The organism is Streptomyces montanus (assembly GCF_005786655.1).
In the GTDB taxonomy this organism is placed as follows: domain Bacteria; phylum Actinomycetota; class Actinomycetes; order Streptomycetales; family Streptomycetaceae; genus Streptomyces; species Streptomyces sporangiiformans.
Window position 1 is genome coordinate 65,105 of the sequence record NZ_VBZC01000047.1, and the last position, 15,474, is coordinate 80,578.

The following is a 15,474-nucleotide window of genomic DNA, read 5'->3' on the forward strand; positions in this document are numbered from 1 at the left end:
TCTGGTACCGCAGGGGGAGCTGTGAGCGGATCGGCCAAGCCGAAGCGGAGGCGGGCTGCGGGGGCCGCGTTGCGGTACGAGCACGCGCGGGGGCGGCCGGCCCGGCCCCGGACGCCCCGCCGCCTCGGGGACATCCTGCGTGGCACCGCCCGCGGGGTCGCGATCCTCGTCGGTTTCACCGCCGTGGCCGTCGTGTTCGTGCTGGGCCCGATCGCCTGGGCCGGCGAGCTGTGGCGCGAGGTGGCGCCGGGCTGGCCCGGTGAGGGATACGGCTTCGCGGTGACCGTCGGCGCGGTGCTGCCCGTGGCGCTGGTGTTGATGATGCGTGCGCTGTGGCGCATGGGTGCCCACTGGAGGCGGCACAGGGCCCGCGCGCTGCTCTTCGCCGGCGCGGCCCTTCCGGGCGCTGCCGTGGCCGTGATGGCGGTTGCCGTCGCCATGCAGTCGCTCCGCCCCAAGCGCAGCCACCGCCACGGCTATTGCTCGTCTGTGGGCGAGTACTGCTGGATCAGCACGCACTATCCGTACGTATGGCTGGTCGGCCTGGCCGGAACGGTGCTGAGCACGCTGCTGCTCATCTCGCTGTACCAGGTATGCGAGAAGCGGTACGGCGGCAAGACGCCGGCGGAGCCTTCGGCTGCTTGACCTTGCCTGCTTGACCTTCATTCGGGTGGGACCGTGTTGCGGCAGTGGTGGACGGGGAGGGACGAGTGAGCGGGTCGGCCAGGCCCAAGCGGCGGCGGGCCGCGGGGACCGCGTTGCGGTACGAGCGGGTGCGGGGGCGGGTGACCGTGTCGCCGTCTCCTGAGCGGCAGCCGAGGGTGAAGTGGGATGCGGTTCTTCGGTGGCTGGTCGTCGTCACCGTCACCGCGGAGATCTGCGGGCTCTGTCTCGTGGCGATCTTCTGGGGCCCGGAAGTGGTCTGGGGCGACATCGCTCTCGCCTGGCCCGGAGGCCCGTACGGCGTGGCCGCGACCACCGGGCTCCTGGTCGTCCTGGCCGTCGCCGCTCTCGTCGGCACGCTGACGCGGGTGACGTGGCCCGAGAACAAGGTCCGTTCACTCAAGTGGATCGCCGCCTCGCTGCCCGGTCACGCCCTGGCCGCTGTGCTCGCCATCGTGCTGTTCACGGCGATGCGGCCCAAGAGGCGCAATCGCGGCATGGAGTGCTACAGCGAGGGCGGCCCCTGTTGGCTCCGCGAGGAGTATCCCTACGTCTGGGCCATCATCTGGGCCACGGCGCTGTCGGCGGGCGCGGCCGTGCTCGGCGTGCGCTTCCTGTACCGCCGACGGCGGCCCGCGTCCGATGCCAACTCACCTGCCCAGCCATCTACTTGACCTTGTTCATCCGCGCCACCGGATCTCCCGCCTCCGAGTTGTCCGTCTCGTACTTCAGGTCGCCCCCGACGGGAGTCAGCCGTACCTCGTGGCGTCCCGCCGTGCACACGGCGTCGTCGGACTTCTTGGCGACGCTGGTGGCGACGAGTTGCTTGGAAGTGGCCTTCTTCAGGATGAGTACGGCGTCGCAGTGGCCGCCGATCAGGTCGGTCTGGCGGAACGTGCCGAACTCCTCGCCCACGGCGGCCTGGCGGACGGTGACGCGGAACGTACCCATGGGGAGGGTGCCCTTGAGGGCGACGCCGTCGCCCTCCCAAGTGCCGAGGTAGGGCTGGGGAATCGTGGGCTCACCGGCGGCCGGATCGTCGCTGCTCGAGGAGGCGCTGGTGGTCGGCCTCGTCGCCGTGTCGTTCGCCTCCGGCCCGTTCGAACCTCCGCCCGGCAACAGGTCGAACATGAAAGCCGAGCCGATCGTCACCGCCGCCAACGCCCCCGCGACCGCCAGCGCCACCGTGCAACTCAGCCTTCGCCCACGGCCGTTGGCCCCCGGTGCGGAAGTCGCCGCCACGCTGACCGACAGCTTCCCGGGAACGGGAGCGGGAGCAGGCGCGGGCGCGGGCGCGGCATCAGATACGGAAACGGGATCAGAAACGGAAACGGGCGCAGGATCAGAAGCGTTGACGGGCGCGGGAGCGGGAGTGGATCCGGGCCCCGATCCCGCCCCTGGTCCGTCGGCCTCACGTGGCTCCGGGACGTACGTCGGCGCGTACGAAGGGTCGGGCGGCCCGAAGACCCCCGCCGGAGCAGACCCGCCGACCGCCGCGTCCCCGGTCACCGCGGGACTGCTGAACCCCACCACCCCCGAAGGCGCCGCCTCCCCCGCCCCCGCCGCCTCAAGGTTCAGCAACTGCACCGCACTCCGGCTGACCTGCTCCACCAACGGCCCCGGCAGCCACCCCGCCGCCACCAGCCGTGCCGCCCCCTCCGGCGCGAGTCGCGCGGCGAGCGAGGTCGGGGACGGGCGCCCGTCCGGATCCTTCGAGAGGCAGTCCGTGACCACGTCCCGCAACTCCCCCGCCAGGGAATCGAGTTCGGGCTCCTCGTGCACGACCTTGTAGAGCAGGGCGGCCGAGGAGTCCCCGCGGAAGGGGGGCTCCCCCGTGGCCGCGTACGCGAGTACCGCGCCCAGCGAGAAGACGTCGGCCGCGCCCGTGACGCCCTTGCCGAGGATCTGCTCGGGGGACATGTAGCCGGGAGAGCCGATGGAGACGCCGGTCGAGGTGAGGGACGCCGTGCCGTCGCTCGCGCGGGCGATGCCGAAGTCGATGAGCAGTGGGCCGTCGAGGGTCAGGAGTACGTTCGAGGGCTTGACGTCACGGTGTACGAGCCCCAGGCCGTGCACCGCGGTCAGCGCCTCCGCGAGACCCGCGCCGAGGACCCGTACGGAATGTTCCGGAAGCGGGCCGGCGTCCGCGGCCGCCGCGGTGAGCGAGGGGCCGGCCGCGTACGCGGTCGCCACCCAGGGCACCGATGCGTCCGGGTCGGCGTCGAGCACCGGCGCCGTGTACGCGCCACCCACCCGACGCGCCGCCTCGACCTCGCGGCGGAACCGCGCACGGAACTCCTCGTCGAGCGCGAAGTGCGGATGCACGATCTTGACCGCGACGGTACGCCCGCCCGCGCTGCGGCCCAGATAGACCCGGCCCATCCCGCCCGAGCCGAGCCGGCCGAGCAGCCGGTAGGGCCCCACGACGGTGGGTTCGCCGACTTCGAGCGGCTGCATGGCGTTGTGCCTCCCCCGGACGCGCTCCACTCCCCCAGCAGGGTAGTGCCGTACGCCTGCCCCCTCCCTATGACGGCGCCAGCAGATCCACCTTCACATCCGCCGGGAAGCCGGTCGTCGGCCCCACCAGCCGCGCGAACTCCGTGACGGCCTCCAACTGCGGCCCGCCGAACCGGAAGTCGAGCGTCGTGAAGTAGCGCTCCAGGACGCTCTGGTCGAAGGCCTCCCAACGCGCCGCCTGCTCGGCCACCTTGGCGACCTCCTCCAGGGAGAGGTCCCTGGAGGCGAGGAACGCCTCGTGAACCTTGCGCGTGACGACCGGCTCGCGCTCCAGGTACTCGCGCCGGGCCGCCCAGACCGCGAAGACGAACGGCAGTCCCGTCCACTCCTTCCACAGCGCGCCCAGGTCGTGCACGGCGAGGTTGTACCGCGGCCCGTCGTGCAGATTGGCGCGCAGGGCCGCGTCCCCGATGAGGACGGCGGCTTCGGCCTCCTGCATCATCAGGGCGAGGTCGGGCGGGCAGGTGTAGTACGAAGGCCGTACGCCGAACCGCTCGGCCAGCAGCAGCTGCGCGAGCCGTACGGACGTGCGCGAGGTCGAGCCGAGCGCGACCCTGGCGCCGTCCAGGTCCCGCAGCGGGACCTGGGAGACGATCACGCACGACATCACCGGGCCGTCGCAGCCGACCGCGATGTCGGGGAAGGCGACCAGTTCGTCGGCGTGCCGGAGGAACTCGACGAGCGTGATGGGCCCGATGTCGAGGTCGCCCTGCACCAGCCGCTCGCTGAGCTTCTCCGGGGTGTCCTTGGTGAGCTCGAAGTCGAGAAGCGTTCCCGTGCGTGCGAGCCCCCAGTACAGGGGCAGGCAGTTCAGGAACTGGATGTGGCCGACGCGCGGCCGGGTGCGAGAATTGTCCACATCGCGAGGCTAGCCCCCATGCGGTACGGTGCAGGCTTCAGGGTCGCGGAGTGGTGAAGCGGGATTTCCGGAAACCTCCTCGACCTCCTGTGTCAAGCCTCGCGACACCGCGACGTCAACCCATCCGGTGACCTGTTCAAACTTCCGGGTGACGTGATCTTGCCCTCTATTGCTTTCGGCTGCCTGCGTGCTAGGCTCGCCGCAAGTTGCAGTTTGGTTTCCCTTGCAGTACAGAGCCTGCGGAGCATGTGACCGCGGGCTCTCGTCGTTTTCAGACGAATGCAGTTGTTTACACAATCGCTGGTTCTGGAGCAGGGCAACCCTTTGGGCCCAAGGAGGGCTTATGGCTACCGGAACCGTGAAGTGGTTCAACGCCGAAAAGGGCTTTGGCTTCATCGCCCAGGAAGGCGGAGGCCCCGACGTCTTCGTCCACTACTCCGCGATCAACGCGAGCGGTTTTCGCTCCCTGGAAGAGAACCAGGCGGTCACCTTCGACGTGACCCAGGGCCCGAAGGGCCCGCAGGCGGAGAACGTCACCCCCGTCTGAGTCCGAGCCTTCGGCTCGCCTTTGTGAGCCCAATGCTCTGATTGCCTGATCCGGAACAGATGCAGTACCCAAGGAGCCCCGGCACCGTCTGATGCCGGGGCTCCTGCCTTTCCTGTCACCGAATACCGATCGCCGATCCCGGTCCCCGGTCCCGATCTCTAGATGTGCTGCATGACCAGGACGAACGTCGTCCCCGGCGACAGCGCCTCGTATCTGTGCGGTAGGTCGCCCCGGTACGACACGTAGTCACCGGCCCCGAGCTCGACCGTCTCACCGCGCGGCCCCGCCTCCAGCCGCCCCGTACTGACGATGATGTGCTCGACCGTCCCCGGAATGTGCGGCTCCGACTCTCGCGCCGCCCCGGGCTCCACCCGCAGGTGGTAGATGTCCCGCCGCGCGCCCGGCGGGCTCGCCGAGAGCAGCGTCGCCACGTAGTTCGCCTGCTCGGAGTGGACCGTCGGCCCCTCCCCCGCGCGGATGACCTGGACCGCCGGGGCCGGCGGCTCGACGAGCGCGCTGAACGGTACGCCGAGCGCGACACCCAGTGCCCACAACGTCTCCATGCTCGGATTGCCGGACGCCGCCTCCAGCTGCGAGAGCGTGGACTTCGCGATACCGGCGCGTTTGGCCAGCTCGGAGAGGGAGAGGCCGGCGCGGGTCCGTTCACGCCGCAGGGATGCGGCGACCCAGTCGAGGGGGAGGCGGGACGGGGGGTGAGACGGGAGGTGGGACGGAGAGGGGTCGCCGTCGGGCATGTCTACGGGCCTTCTCTGTTGGTGTGGCCAAGATCTTGTTCGGTAGGCGTTCGGTGAGCGCTCATTGAGCGTTCGCCCTGGCGGACCGATTGTTCGCCTTGACGAACACCGGCCCTCCTGTCCATTCTAGAAAACATGCGTTCGCCACTCCGAACACCCACCGCCCCTCCGGAACTCCTGCGGGACGTGGCCCTCGTCTGCCTCGCCAGCGGTGTCGTCGGTGTCTCGTTCGGTGCGATCGCCGTAGCCGGCGGGCTGCCCGTCTGGGTGCCCGTGGTGATGTCCCTGGTCGTGTACGCGGGCTCCGCCCAGTTCAGCACGGTGGGCGTGCTGCTGGCCGGGGGCGGGCCGGTCGCGGCGGCGGCCACGGGGCTGCTGCTCAACACCCGCACCGCCGCCTACAGTCTCGCCGTTGCCGACGTACTCGGCCGGGGGCGTCTCTCGCGTCTCGTCGGCGCCCACCTCGTCACCGACGAGACGGTCGCCTTCGCCCTCGCCCAGCCCGATCCGGAGCGGCGGCGGGCCGCCTACTGGATCTCCGGGTTCGGGCTGTACGTGGTGTGGAACGTGTGCGTGCTGGTCGGGGCTCTGGCCGGGAGCGCGATCGGCGACACGGGGACGTACGGGCTGGACGCGGCGTTCCCGGCTGTGCTGGTCGCCCTCGTGCTGCCCGCGCTGCGGGAGGGCTCCTCGGGTGTACGGCGCGCCGCGGTGACCGGGTCCGTGCTGGCGCTGGCGGTGACGCCGTTCGTGCCCGCCGGGGTGCCGGTGCTGTTGGCGCCGGCCGGGCTGCTCACGCCGACGCCCGGCAGGACCTCATGAACCCGGCCGCCGCCGCCATCGTCGCGCTCGCGGTGGGTACGTACGCCTTCCGGCTGGTCGGCCCGCTGCTGCACGGACGGGTCGAACTCCCGGGCAGGGTTCAGGAGCTGCTGTCCTCCGGGGCCCTGGTGCTGCTGGTCGCCCTGCTGGCGACGGGCGCGCTGATGGAGGCGCAGGGGTTCGCCGGGTGGGCGCGGCCGGCCGGGGTCCTGGTGGGCGCGGTACTGGCGTGGCGCCGGGCCCCGTTCGTGATCGTCGTACTGGGCGCGGCCGCGACGACGGCGGTGCTACGGGCGGTCGGGGTGGCCTGAGTCCGGGCCGGGGGCCGCCCGGACGACGGCCGTGAGGACGGGCTGGAAGAAGCCGGTGTCCTCGGGCGGGAGCCAGGTGGATTCCGCGAACCCCGCCTCCGTGGCGAAGCCGGTCAACCGCCGTTGGGTGAGGGCCCAGTAGGTGGCACGGCGGACCCGTACGTCCCAGCCCTCGCCCTCTGTTCGGTCGGGTACGAGCTGGAAGTGCTCCAAGTCGTAGTGTTCGCCGTCGTCGTGCCAGTGCCACAGCTGGAAGGTGATGGTCGAACGGCCGCCGGAGGCCGGCCCGAGTTGTGGTGGGGTCGACGCCGGTCGGTTCCGGAGGATCTCGTCGTACGGACGGGTGCTGATGATCACCAGTCCGTCGGGGCGGAGCACGCGTCGCATCTCCGCGAGCGCCGTGTGTACGTCCCCCTCCGTGAGCAGGTGGGGCAGGGAGTTGTCGGCGCACACGACGACGTCGAACCGGGCGTCGGCGAACGGGAGCCTTCTCATGTCCGCGACCGCCGTGGGCAGTCGGACCTCCCTCGCGGTCGCCTCCCGTGCCGCGCGAGCGACCGCCGAGGCGCTGATGTCGGTGCCGGTCACGTGGTGGCCGTGTCGGGCGAGCGGGATCGCCTGGGTGCCGATGCCGCAGGAGCAGTCGAGGACATCGGCGGGGCGGTCGTCACCACGGTGGACACGGATGATCGCGTTCAGGGCTTGGCCCTGCCGGGACATGGAGGCGTCCCAGTCGGCGAAGATGAGGTGATAGTCCGAGGCGAGCCGATCGTAGAAGCCCGCCACCGAGGCCACCGAGGCCGCCGAGGAGTCGTCCGTCACGCCGCTCAGCGTAATGACGTATGGCCCAGGTGACCCCGTTCGCCGCCTGGCCTATCGCGCGTAAAGCTCCTCGATCTGCCCCGCGAAATCCCGCATGATCGCGTCCCGTCGCAGCTTCATCGTCGGTGTCAGATGTCCCGCCTCCTCCGTGAAGGTCCCCGGCAGGATGGCGAAGCCTCGTATCGACTCCGGTCGTGAGACGAGCTTGTTGGCCTCGTCGACGGCTCGTTGGAGGACGGCGTGCAGGTCGTCGTCGTCGACGAGGAGTTCCACGGGGACCGCGTGTTTGCGGTTCATCTGGCGCCAGTGGTTGATGCCGTCCGGGTCGAGGGTGAGCAGGGCGCCGACGAACGGCCGGCCGTCGCCCAGGACCATGCACTGGGCGATCAGGGGGTGGGCGCGGAGCCAGTCTTCCAGCGGGGCCGGAGCCACACTCTTGCCGCCCGCCGTGATCAGGATTTCCTTCTTGCGGCCGGTGATCGTCAGGTAGCCCTCGTCGTCCAGTTCACCGATGTCGCCCGTCGCGAACCAGCCGTCGGGCGCGGCGGGGACGACGCCGCCCGCGTACGGATCCCAGTAACCGCGGAAGACGTTTCCCCCGTTCAGCAGGATCTCTCCGTCCGCGGCGATACGGACCCTGGTTCCCGGGATGGGCCAGCCCACGGTGCCGAGGCGGGGTTTGAGGGGCGGGGTGACCGTCGCGGCGGCCGTCGACTCCGTGAGGCCGTAGCCCTCGAAGATCTCTATGCCCGCGCCCGCGAAGAAGGCTCCCAGGCTTCGGCCCAGCGGGGACCCGCCGCAGATGGCGTAACGGACGCGGCCGCCCAGGGCCTTGCGGATGCGGCGGTAGACGAGGGGGTCGTAGAGGGCTCGGGCGGCGCGGAGGGAGCGGGCCGGGCCCGGACCGATGCCGTGCTGCCTGGCCTCGACGGCCTCGCCGTAGGAGCGGGCGATGCGCGCCGCGCGGTCGAAGGACGAGGCGCGGCCCATGCGTTCGGCGGTCGCGCGGCCGGTGTTGAAGACCTTCTCCAGGACGTACGGGATGGCCACGAGGCACGTCGGCTTGAAGGAGGCCAGGTCGGAGAGGAGTTCCGTCGACCCGATACTTGGGGCGTGGCCCAGTCTGACGCGTGCGCGCAGGCAGGCGATCGCGATCATGCGGCCGAAGACGTGCGAGAGGGGGAGGAAGAGGAGGATGGACGCCGCCTCGTCGGTGTGGGACCTGAACGCGGGGTAGAGGAGTTCGATGGCGTTGTCGATCTCGGCGAAGAAGTTCCCGTGGGACAGTGCGCAGCCCTTGGGGCGGCCGGTCGTGCCGGAGGTGTAGATGACCGTGGCCAGGGTGTTGGGGCCCAACACCCCGCGCCGTACGGACACTTCCTGGTCCGGGACGTTCTGCCCCAGCTCGGCGAGCCGCTCGACATGGCCCTTCTCGAAGACCCACACATGCCGCAGGTCCGGTATGCGCTCCCGCTCCGGGCCCAGCGCGGCGGCCTGCCCGACACCCTCGACGGCGAGCGCGACGGCTCCGGAGTCCTGGAGGATCCAGCGGGTCTGGAAGACGGACGAGGTCGGATAGATGGGCACGGTGACCAGACCGGCCGCCCACGCGGCGAAGTCCAGCAGCGTCCACTCGTACGTCGTACGCGCCATGATGGCGAGCCGGTCGCCCGGCATCAGCCCCTCGGCGATCAACCCCTTCGCCACGGCCAGCACTTCGTCGGCGAACGCGTTCGCCGTCACATCCACCCAGTCGCCGTCCGGCCCCTTGCGGCTCAGTACGACATCGCCGGGCACCGCGCTCGCGTTGTCGAACGGGATGTCCGCGAGGGAACCGTAGGTGACCGGCGCGACGAGGGGCGGCACCGCCGCCTCCCGGACGACGCCGTCCAGGCGCTTGATCTCCGGCTCGACGAGCGCGGGCGCGGGGCTGGAGGCCTTCTTGGGTGACATCGGGCGGCTCCTTGTCGTCATGCCTTTGGGGGGTTCGGAGTCGGCATCACGCATCACAAGGGGTGGTCCCCCCACGGGTCCCCATGGGTGCTACGGGGCTGGTCGGGCCGGCGTTCAGTGGGAGTCGACGCATTCAACATACGCGGCCCGACGTACGCGGGAGGCGTCGGCCGAACCCTCTTCACCAGCGGCGACACCACCCTCCACAACATTCACAGTCGCCGGGCTCGTCTCGACCTACTCCTGACCTATGAGTAAGCTTACTCCTGAGTAAGCTTCATGATCGGGCTTGATTCCAGCGCTGATTCAACCGGGAGTTCGGACCATGGCCGACCAGAGTTCGCGCCTTACGGTCAACAGGCAGGCCCTCGCCCCTCTCCTCCTTCGGGGCGCCCTCCTCTCCCCTTTCAAACGCCCCCGGCCGGGGGTCGCCGGCGACGCGACCACACCGCCCGTCCCGCCGACCCGCCTCGTCCTTCCCGACGTGTGCATCGACCTCGCCAAGCTCGCCGCGTACGAGCGCGTCTGCGGTTTCGGGGTGGGCGCCGAGGAGCTGCCGGTGACGTATCCGCATGTCCTGGCCTTTCCACTGGCGATGCGGCTGATGAGTTCCCGGGCGTTTCCGCTGCCGCTGCTCGGGCTCGTGCACACGTCCGTGGAGATCAGCCGGCGGAAGGCCCTCGCGGCCACCGGGGAGTACGAACTCACCGTGTACGTCGAGAGGCTGGTCCCGCATCGGCGCGGTACCGAGGCGGTCGTCATGACCGAGGCGCGGGCCGGCGGCGGCCTCGTATGGGAGTCGAGGAGTACGTATCTGGCGCGGCACCGGACGGCGCAGCGGACGCCGCACACCGGCCCGGCACCGGCTGCCGACACCCGCAAGCCGCTTCCGGGGGTCGCCACGTGGCGGCTCGGCGGGGGCCTCGGGCGGCGTTACGGGTCCGCGTCCGGGGACCGGAATCCGATCCACCTGTATCCGCTCACGGCCCGGCTCTTCGGCTTCCGCAGGCCCATCGCGCACGGGATGTGGACGGTGGCCCGCTGCCTCGCGGAACACGACGTTCCGGAAGCCGTGCGCGTCAGGGCCGAGTTCAAGGCGCCTGTGCCGCTGCCGGGAACGGTGACGTACGCGGCGGCGGGGGGCGCTTTCGAGGTGCGTGGGGAGGACGGGGAGACGGTGCACCTGAGGGGCGAGGCACTCCCTCTTCTGTGAGACCTCCTCTGAGCCTTCCTTCGAACCGCCGGGATGGCTACTGCTTCGGCGGCACCCAGGGTCGCCCGTCCATCAGGTTCCCCAGCCCCGCCCAGGCGAAATTCATCAGGGTCGCCGCGGCCTGCTTGGCCGAGACGCCGGGTGTGGCGTTGGCCCAGGCGGCGAGGGACTCGGCGGCACCGACCAGGGCCTCTGCGAGGCCCGCGACCTCGCCCTCGGCCAGCGAAGGATCCCGGTGCGCCTCACGGGCGGCGACGACGATCAACTGGGTGACGAACGCGACGAGTTCCTCGCGCATCGCGGTGACCTCGGCCGCGAACGGCTCTCCGTGCGTGCGCGCCTGGAGGTGCAGCACCGTCCAGCCGTCCGGGTTCTGCGCGGTGTGCGCGAAGAACGCCCGCAGCCCGTCCCAGAGTTGGCGGTCCGCGGGCAGGTCCGGCTGGACTCCCGCGCGTACGGCGGCCATCAGGGCGGCCGCCTCACGCCGGATGCAGGACGTGAAGAGGTCTTCCTTGGAGTTCAGGTACAGGTACACCAGCGGCTTGGACACTCCCGCCAGATCGGCGATCTCGTCCATCGACGCGGCCCGGTACCCCCGCTGTCCGAAGGTCCGCACGGCGGCGTCCAGCATCTGCTGTTCGCGCACGGCACGCGGCATCCGCTTGTTCTTCACTGCACCCATGCGGGTCAGCTTATGGTCCGCTGCCGACGTGGCCCAGGCTCACGTATTTCCTTAGGTGTCCATGGTGATTCGTCATCTTCTGGCGTCATGCCGTATGTCCGGTGCCGGTGTCGTATGTGGGTGCGAGGGTCGATTGCGTGACCCTTTCGCGGGAACGTCGTTGATCGGATGACAGCATCATGCGCGGGGAGGGGGCAGTGGTGGGCCGGAAGTTGCCGCTCTCCGAGGGCGAAACTGCCCGCACCGCCTGCGCCCGTGGCCTGCTGCGCGCCGCCATCGACGAGAAGACGGGCGAGGTCCTGTCCGCCGGTGTGCTGGTGGAACGGGTGGGGTGGGCTGCTGATCTGGTGTCCGGCATGGTCGCAGCCCTGCTGGCCGAGCACTGGAATGCCGCCGATGTGGACGTGCTGGCCGGTGGTGAGGACGCAGGGGGCCGCAAGCTGCCGTCGAACGCCTGGATGGCCCTGCGCCGCCTGGGCTGGACCGTCGTACCGGCCGAGGGCATCCGCGTCAACGACCGCATCGTGCGGATGGCCCAGGAGACTGCCGGGCGCACGCTGCGCTCCGCGAAGGGGCGCGCAGACCTCACTGCTGGAGTACTTGCGACCTGGCCCGCCGACTCCGCCAGGCGCACCGCGCAGGAGTGGGACGCGGTGCGTGAGGCGGTGCCCGGCGGGCCGTCCCTGCCGTCCAGTGTCATCAACTCCCGTACCCGGCAGATCGTCGCCTTCGTCAACAAGCATGGCCGGATGCCGGTCGATGTGTTCGAGGTGGAGGCCGTGCCCCGCATCGCGCGGATGCTGTTGCTGTCCGCGTGCGACGGGCAGCAGGCCACCCTCGAACGCGCCGACGATCCGGGCCGGGCACTGCTGCGGCTGCAACTGCCCAGTCGGCCCGACCCGCGGTCCTACGCGGACTGGACGTGGGTGGCCTGCCCCCTTGCGCTGCCACCAACGGTCCCCGCGAACGCGGTGGTGCATCTGCCCACCCTGCGGATCCGCCAGGGCAGGGTGCGGGCGGATCTCGCCTACACCCACGCCGTGCCGAAGCCGCGGCGGAGCGGGCACACGGTCGCCTTGGGGGTCGACTGGGGTCTGAACACGCTGCTGTCCGCCGGGGCTGCCCGGCTCCACAACGACGGCACCATCACCACTCTCGGCGGCGGTGGCATGTTCCGCGCCGCCGGGGTCCTCGCAAAACAACACCGGCTGCGCCGCCTGTCCGAGCACCTGCACACCAAGACCGACCACTACCACCAGCTCATCAGCGGGACCGAGCAACATGCCCTGACCGGCAAGCATGCGGTCCTGGCCGACGAGATCCGGCACGTCTCCGCGCGCCGGTCGAACCTCAACGACGCCCTGGCCCGGGCTGCCGCCCGCTGGGCCGTCGACCAGGCCATCACCGCCGGAGCGAGCGTCATCTACGTCGAAGACCTCCGCTCGATGGAGGCCCGCGGCATGGGCCGCACCCACAACACCCGCATGTCCCAGGCGGTGCGCGGCCGGATCGTGGACCGGATGCGGCATCTCGCCGCCGAGGCCGGCATCGCCGTGGTCACCGTCCCGGCCCGCAACACTTCGAAGCACTGTCCGCAGTGCCTGGTCCCGTTGCGGCACCGCAAGGCTCCCGACCGGCCCACCACACCCGGCTGGAAATGGGCCCTGTGCGGCTCCTGTGGCTGGCAGGGCGACCGCGACCAAGGAGCGTGGCGGCGCATCGCCGCACGCGGCCTCACCCACCAGACCAAGACCGTCACCGACCGCACCAGCGCAGACATGACGATCCGCTCGGTGACGGAGAAGCTCGAAACGGGCGCGGTCATCACACCGCCCGCGCCGAAGACCAGCCGGGACCGGTCCAAGACCGGACCCACCCGGCCACGTTCCACACGTCCGACGCCCAGGCGACGCCGGACACCCTCCCCTACCAGACCCATACGTCCGGCAGGCCAGCGTCCGGAGGGACACGCACCAACGGACTGGACCCGGCTGCCCCGCGCAGCCCACCGGCACCAGGGCGTGACAACGATCAGCACACCCACCACCGGTCACCGGCCGCAAGGGGCAGCACTGGGCGCGGGATTCCACCTGCACGCCCACGCCACCCCTCCACGGTGGGCAGACCCCATGCCAGACACCACGTCCGGCATGGGATCACTTAGCTAATCAGAGACGCTACGAGGGCTGGCTCTGTGCGCCGCGGGCCGCGTCGTCGGCGACGTCCTCCTGGGAGCGGTTGCGCTCCAGGTTGGCCTTCGCCCGGTCCACGCGCTCGACGATCTGGACGGAGGCGCGGTCGCGCTCCTTGCGCAGCACCACCAGGCTGATCGGGGCCGAGAGCAGCAGGGCGAGCAGGATGACCCACATGCCGTTGGAGGCACCGAGGCCGCGCGGGGCGAGGCCCGAGTAGACGAGGCCCCAGACGACCCCGAAGCAGCCCACGAAGATTCCGAGGCGCATCAGTGTGTAGCGGAGCATCTCAATCCACTCTTCCCGTTCCGAAACTTCCCAAAGGGCACCGTCCAGTGAAGCACGCCCGGCGATCGATCTTGCACGGGGGCCTCCGCGGCGATGTCGCTCGCCCGCCATGGCCTCAGTCGAGGCGTGCGAGGGGCAGCAGCATCATGATGTCCTCCCGGTCGTCGCCCGGCCCGACCCGGATCGCGCCGGGCACCCGGCCGACCTCCTTGTAGCCGCAGGAGCCGTAGAACCTCTCGAGTCCGAGCCCGCCCCGGCAAGTGAGCCGTATCGCCTCGATCCCCTCGAACCCACGGGCCGCCTCCGCCGCGGCCGCCAGCAGATCGCGTCCGTACCCCTTGCCCTGGTGCTTCGGGTGCACCATCACCGTGTAGAGCCACGCCCAGTGGGTCATCAGTCTGTGGGTGTTGAAGGAGAAGAAGGCGGTCGCGGCGACGGCGTCGTCCTCGTCCCGGCCGACGAGCAGCCGCATACGGCCCTCGCTCATCGCGGCGAACTGCTTGACGAGTTCCGGTCGGATCGCTTCGCGGGTCACGGGCGGTACGAAGCCGACGGCGCCACCCGCGTTGGAGACGTCGGCCCACAGGTCGAGGACGCCGTCGCGCAGGGCGGGGTCGACGGAGGGGTCGAGTGCGAAAGTAAGGGCCATGGGGCGAGATTATTTATTACCGCTTGCGGGGCTCAAGGGATTTGAACGCCGTGATCGATCGCACTGTCTCGGCGTCGGTCTCGGCCTCGGTCTCGGCCTGGGTCTCGGCGTCGGTCTCGGCGTCGGTATCTGTCTCGGCCTCCGCCCCGCCCCGCCTCAGCTCAGCGCCCGTGCCGCCACCTTCAGGTCGGCGACCAGTCCCTGGTACACCGCCTCGCGGTCGTCGGCGCGCAGGGCGGCGGAGGGGTGGATGGTGGCGACCACGCGCGCCGGCCGCCCGTGGATCTCCTCCTCCAGCAGCATCCCGCGCTGCTGCGAGACCCGGAACGAGGGGCCGAGCAGCGCCTTGCCCGCGGTGGCGCCGAGCACCACGATCAACTCGGGTTCCACGAGGGCGAGTTCGGCGGCGAGCCAGGGGCCGCAGGCCGTCATCTCGCGCAGGCTCGGCGCCTTGTGGATACGGCGCTTGCCGGGGCCGGACCGCGTGAACTTGAAGTGTTTGACGGCGTTCGTGACGTACGTCTGCTCGGGGTCGATCCCCGCCTCGGCGAGTGCCCGGTCGAGCAGCCTGCCTGCCGGTCCGACGAACGGTTTCCCCTGTCGGTCCTCCTGATCGCCGGGCTGTTCGCCGACGAGGAGGAGTCGGGCGTCGGTGTTTCCCTGGCCGAAGACTGTCTGGGTGGCATCGCGGTGCAGCGGGCAGCCGCGGCAGTCGGCTGCCGCCTTGCGCAGGGCTTCCAGCCCGCCGTGGCCTGGGACGAAGGGCTCAGCGGTGTACGCGTCCTCCGGGGCCTTGGTGCTGGCCATGTGACGCGAGTACCCGTCCCGGGCGGGGCCTCACATGCGGTCTTCTCCCCCACCCCGCCCCTTCCCGTAACCGGGGCGCCACCCCTGGACCCCACTGGGGGCTCCGCCCCCAGACCCCCGATCGGCCTGAACGGCCTCGTCCTCAAACGCCGGACGGGCTGAAGATTTCAGCCCCTCCGGCGCTTGGGGGAGGGTAGGGGCGGCGGGGGCGGAAGAAAGGTCAGACCCGCATCGGCTGCGGTGCCTCGCGGCGTGCCGGGTCCGGGCCCTCGTACTCGCGGATGATCTCGTAGCGCGTGTTGCGCTCCACCGGGCGGAAGCCGGCGTCGCGGATCAGGTCCAGCAGATCGTCACGGGTGAGCTTGTTCGGCGTGCCGTAGTTGTCGGCGTCGTG

At 70.7% G+C, this 15,474-nt stretch carries 16 protein-coding genes and 1 pseudogene; 7 read left to right on the forward strand and 10 right to left on the reverse strand.

The features are described from left to right. Positions 1-21 precede the first annotated feature (21 nt). Positions 22-645, forward strand: coding sequence for a hypothetical protein (locus tag FE633_RS33515; protein WP_138048931.1), 624 nt, complete (start codon positions 22-24; stop codon positions 643-645). Positions 646-710: 65 nt separating this feature from the next. Then, positions 711-1,337, forward strand: coding sequence for a hypothetical protein (locus FE633_RS33520; RefSeq protein WP_138048932.1), 627 nt, complete (start codon positions 711-713; stop codon positions 1,335-1,337). Here the strand turns inward: FE633_RS33520 and FE633_RS33525 are convergent. Next, positions 1,330-3,120, reverse strand: coding sequence for a serine/threonine-protein kinase (locus FE633_RS33525; protein WP_138048933.1), 1,791 nt, complete (start codon positions 3,118-3,120; stop codon positions 1,330-1,332). The genes FE633_RS33520 and FE633_RS33525 overlap by 8 nt on opposite strands. 67 nt (positions 3,121-3,187) lie before the next feature. Beyond that, positions 3,188-4,039 (reverse strand): menaquinone biosynthetic enzyme MqnA/MqnD family protein, encoded by an 852-nt coding sequence (locus tag FE633_RS33530; RefSeq protein ID WP_138048934.1) that lies wholly within the window; start codon positions 4,037-4,039, stop codon positions 3,188-3,190. A 343-nt stretch (positions 4,040-4,382) separates the two neighbouring features. On the opposite strand from FE633_RS33530, the gene FE633_RS33535 reads away from it, so the two are divergent. Next, positions 4,383-4,586 (forward strand): cold-shock protein, encoded by a 204-nt coding sequence (locus FE633_RS33535; protein WP_033319512.1) that lies wholly within the window; start codon positions 4,383-4,385, stop codon positions 4,584-4,586. Between the two features lie 158 nt (positions 4,587-4,744). Here FE633_RS33535 and FE633_RS33540 read toward each other — a convergent pair whose 3' ends face one another. Beyond that, on the reverse strand, positions 4,745-5,341 hold the full coding sequence (locus FE633_RS33540) for a helix-turn-helix domain-containing protein (protein WP_138048935.1): 597 nt from the start codon (positions 5,339-5,341) through the stop codon (positions 4,745-4,747). Between the two features lie 135 nt (positions 5,342-5,476). On the opposite strand from FE633_RS33540, the gene FE633_RS33545 reads away from it, so the two are divergent. Beyond that, positions 5,477-6,163 (forward strand): AzlC family ABC transporter permease, encoded by a 687-nt coding sequence (locus tag FE633_RS33545; protein ID WP_138048936.1) that lies wholly within the window; start codon positions 5,477-5,479, stop codon positions 6,161-6,163. Further along, a complete protein-coding gene (locus tag FE633_RS33550; protein WP_138048937.1) occupies positions 6,160-6,474 on the forward strand; it encodes an AzlD domain-containing protein in 315 nt (104 codons plus the stop codon). Before FE633_RS33545 ends, FE633_RS33550 begins: the two co-directional genes overlap by 4 nt. Here FE633_RS33550 and FE633_RS33555 read toward each other — a convergent pair. Together FE633_RS33555 and FE633_RS33560 are read right to left on the reverse strand one after the other, a co-directional pair. Next, complete coding sequence (locus FE633_RS33555; RefSeq protein ID WP_246113958.1) at positions 6,451-7,296, reverse strand: class I SAM-dependent methyltransferase; 846 nt, start codon at positions 7,294-7,296, stop codon at positions 6,451-6,453. The genes FE633_RS33550 and FE633_RS33555 overlap by 24 nt on opposite strands. Before the next feature lie 51 nt (positions 7,297-7,347). Beyond that, on the reverse strand, positions 7,348-9,249 hold the full coding sequence (locus tag FE633_RS33560; protein ID WP_138048938.1) for an AMP-dependent synthetase/ligase: 1,902 nt from the start codon (positions 9,247-9,249) through the stop codon (positions 7,348-7,350). A 325-nt stretch (positions 9,250-9,574) separates the two neighbouring features. Between FE633_RS33560 and FE633_RS33565 the strand changes: the two genes are divergently transcribed. Further along, entirely contained in the window at positions 9,575-10,462 is an 888-nt protein-coding gene (locus tag FE633_RS33565; RefSeq protein WP_138048939.1) for a MaoC family dehydratase, read from the forward strand. A 37-nt stretch (positions 10,463-10,499) separates the two neighbouring features. On the opposite strand, the gene FE633_RS33570 is transcribed toward FE633_RS33565, so the two are convergent. Further along, complete coding sequence (locus FE633_RS33570; RefSeq protein WP_119100376.1) at positions 10,500-11,144, reverse strand: TetR/AcrR family transcriptional regulator; 645 nt, start codon at positions 11,142-11,144, stop codon at positions 10,500-10,502. 197 nt (positions 11,145-11,341) lie between these two features. Between FE633_RS33570 and FE633_RS33575 the strand changes: the two genes are divergently transcribed. After that, positions 11,342-13,312: a zinc ribbon domain-containing protein gene (locus FE633_RS33575; RefSeq protein ID WP_246113959.1), complete on the forward strand. Its 1,971-nt coding sequence runs from the start codon at positions 11,342-11,344 to the stop codon at positions 13,310-13,312. 9 nt (positions 13,313-13,321) lie between these two features. On the opposite strand, the gene FE633_RS33580 is transcribed toward FE633_RS33575, so the two are convergent. From FE633_RS33580 to FE633_RS33595, 4 genes and pseudogenes are all read right to left on the reverse strand, one after another. Further along, on the reverse strand, positions 13,322-13,624 hold the full coding sequence (locus tag FE633_RS33580) for a DUF4229 domain-containing protein (RefSeq protein ID WP_138048940.1): 303 nt from the start codon (positions 13,622-13,624) through the stop codon (positions 13,322-13,324). Between the two features lie 115 nt (positions 13,625-13,739). Next, complete coding sequence (locus tag FE633_RS33585) at positions 13,740-14,273, reverse strand: GNAT family N-acetyltransferase (RefSeq protein ID WP_138048941.1); 534 nt, start codon at positions 14,271-14,273, stop codon at positions 13,740-13,742. Positions 14,274-14,429: 156 nt separating this feature from the next. Next, positions 14,430-15,080, reverse strand: coding sequence for a UdgX family uracil-DNA binding protein (locus tag FE633_RS33590; protein WP_138048942.1), 651 nt, complete (start codon positions 15,078-15,080; stop codon positions 14,430-14,432). Positions 15,081-15,300: 220 nt separating this feature from the next. Next, positions 15,301-15,474 (reverse strand): annotated as a pseudogene (locus tag FE633_RS33595) (aminofutalosine synthase MqnE); the annotation flags it as partial.

Coding starts and splice junctions, on each gene's coding strand:
- FE633_RS33590 (WP_138048942.1), bottom strand. CDS start 15,080: ATGGCCAGCACCAAGGCCCCGGAGGACGCGTACACCGCTGAGCCCTTC.
- FE633_RS33525 (WP_138048933.1), bottom strand. CDS start 3,120: ATGCAGCCGCTCGAAGTCGGCGAACCCACCGTCGTGGGGCCCTACCGG.
- FE633_RS33550 (WP_138048937.1), top strand. CDS start 6,160: ATGAACCCGGCCGCCGCCGCCATCGTCGCGCTCGCGGTGGGTACGTAC.
- FE633_RS33585 (WP_138048941.1), bottom strand. CDS start 14,273: ATGGCCCTTACTTTCGCACTCGACCCCTCCGTCGACCCCGCCCTGCGC.
- FE633_RS33565 (WP_138048939.1), top strand. CDS start 9,575: ATGGCCGACCAGAGTTCGCGCCTTACGGTCAACAGGCAGGCCCTCGCC.
- FE633_RS33580 (WP_138048940.1), bottom strand. CDS start 13,624: ATGCTCCGCTACACACTGATGCGCCTCGGAATCTTCGTGGGCTGCTTC.
- FE633_RS33535 (WP_033319512.1), top strand. CDS start 4,383: ATGGCTACCGGAACCGTGAAGTGGTTCAACGCCGAAAAGGGCTTTGGC.
- FE633_RS33540 (WP_138048935.1), bottom strand. CDS start 5,341: ATGCCCGACGGCGACCCCTCTCCGTCCCACCTCCCGTCTCACCCCCCG.
- FE633_RS33545 (WP_138048936.1), top strand. CDS start 5,477: ATGCGTTCGCCACTCCGAACACCCACCGCCCCTCCGGAACTCCTGCGG.
- FE633_RS33570 (WP_119100376.1), bottom strand. CDS start 11,144: ATGGGTGCAGTGAAGAACAAGCGGATGCCGCGTGCCGTGCGCGAACAG.
- FE633_RS33560 (WP_138048938.1), bottom strand. CDS start 9,249: ATGTCACCCAAGAAGGCCTCCAGCCCCGCGCCCGCGCTCGTCGAGCCG.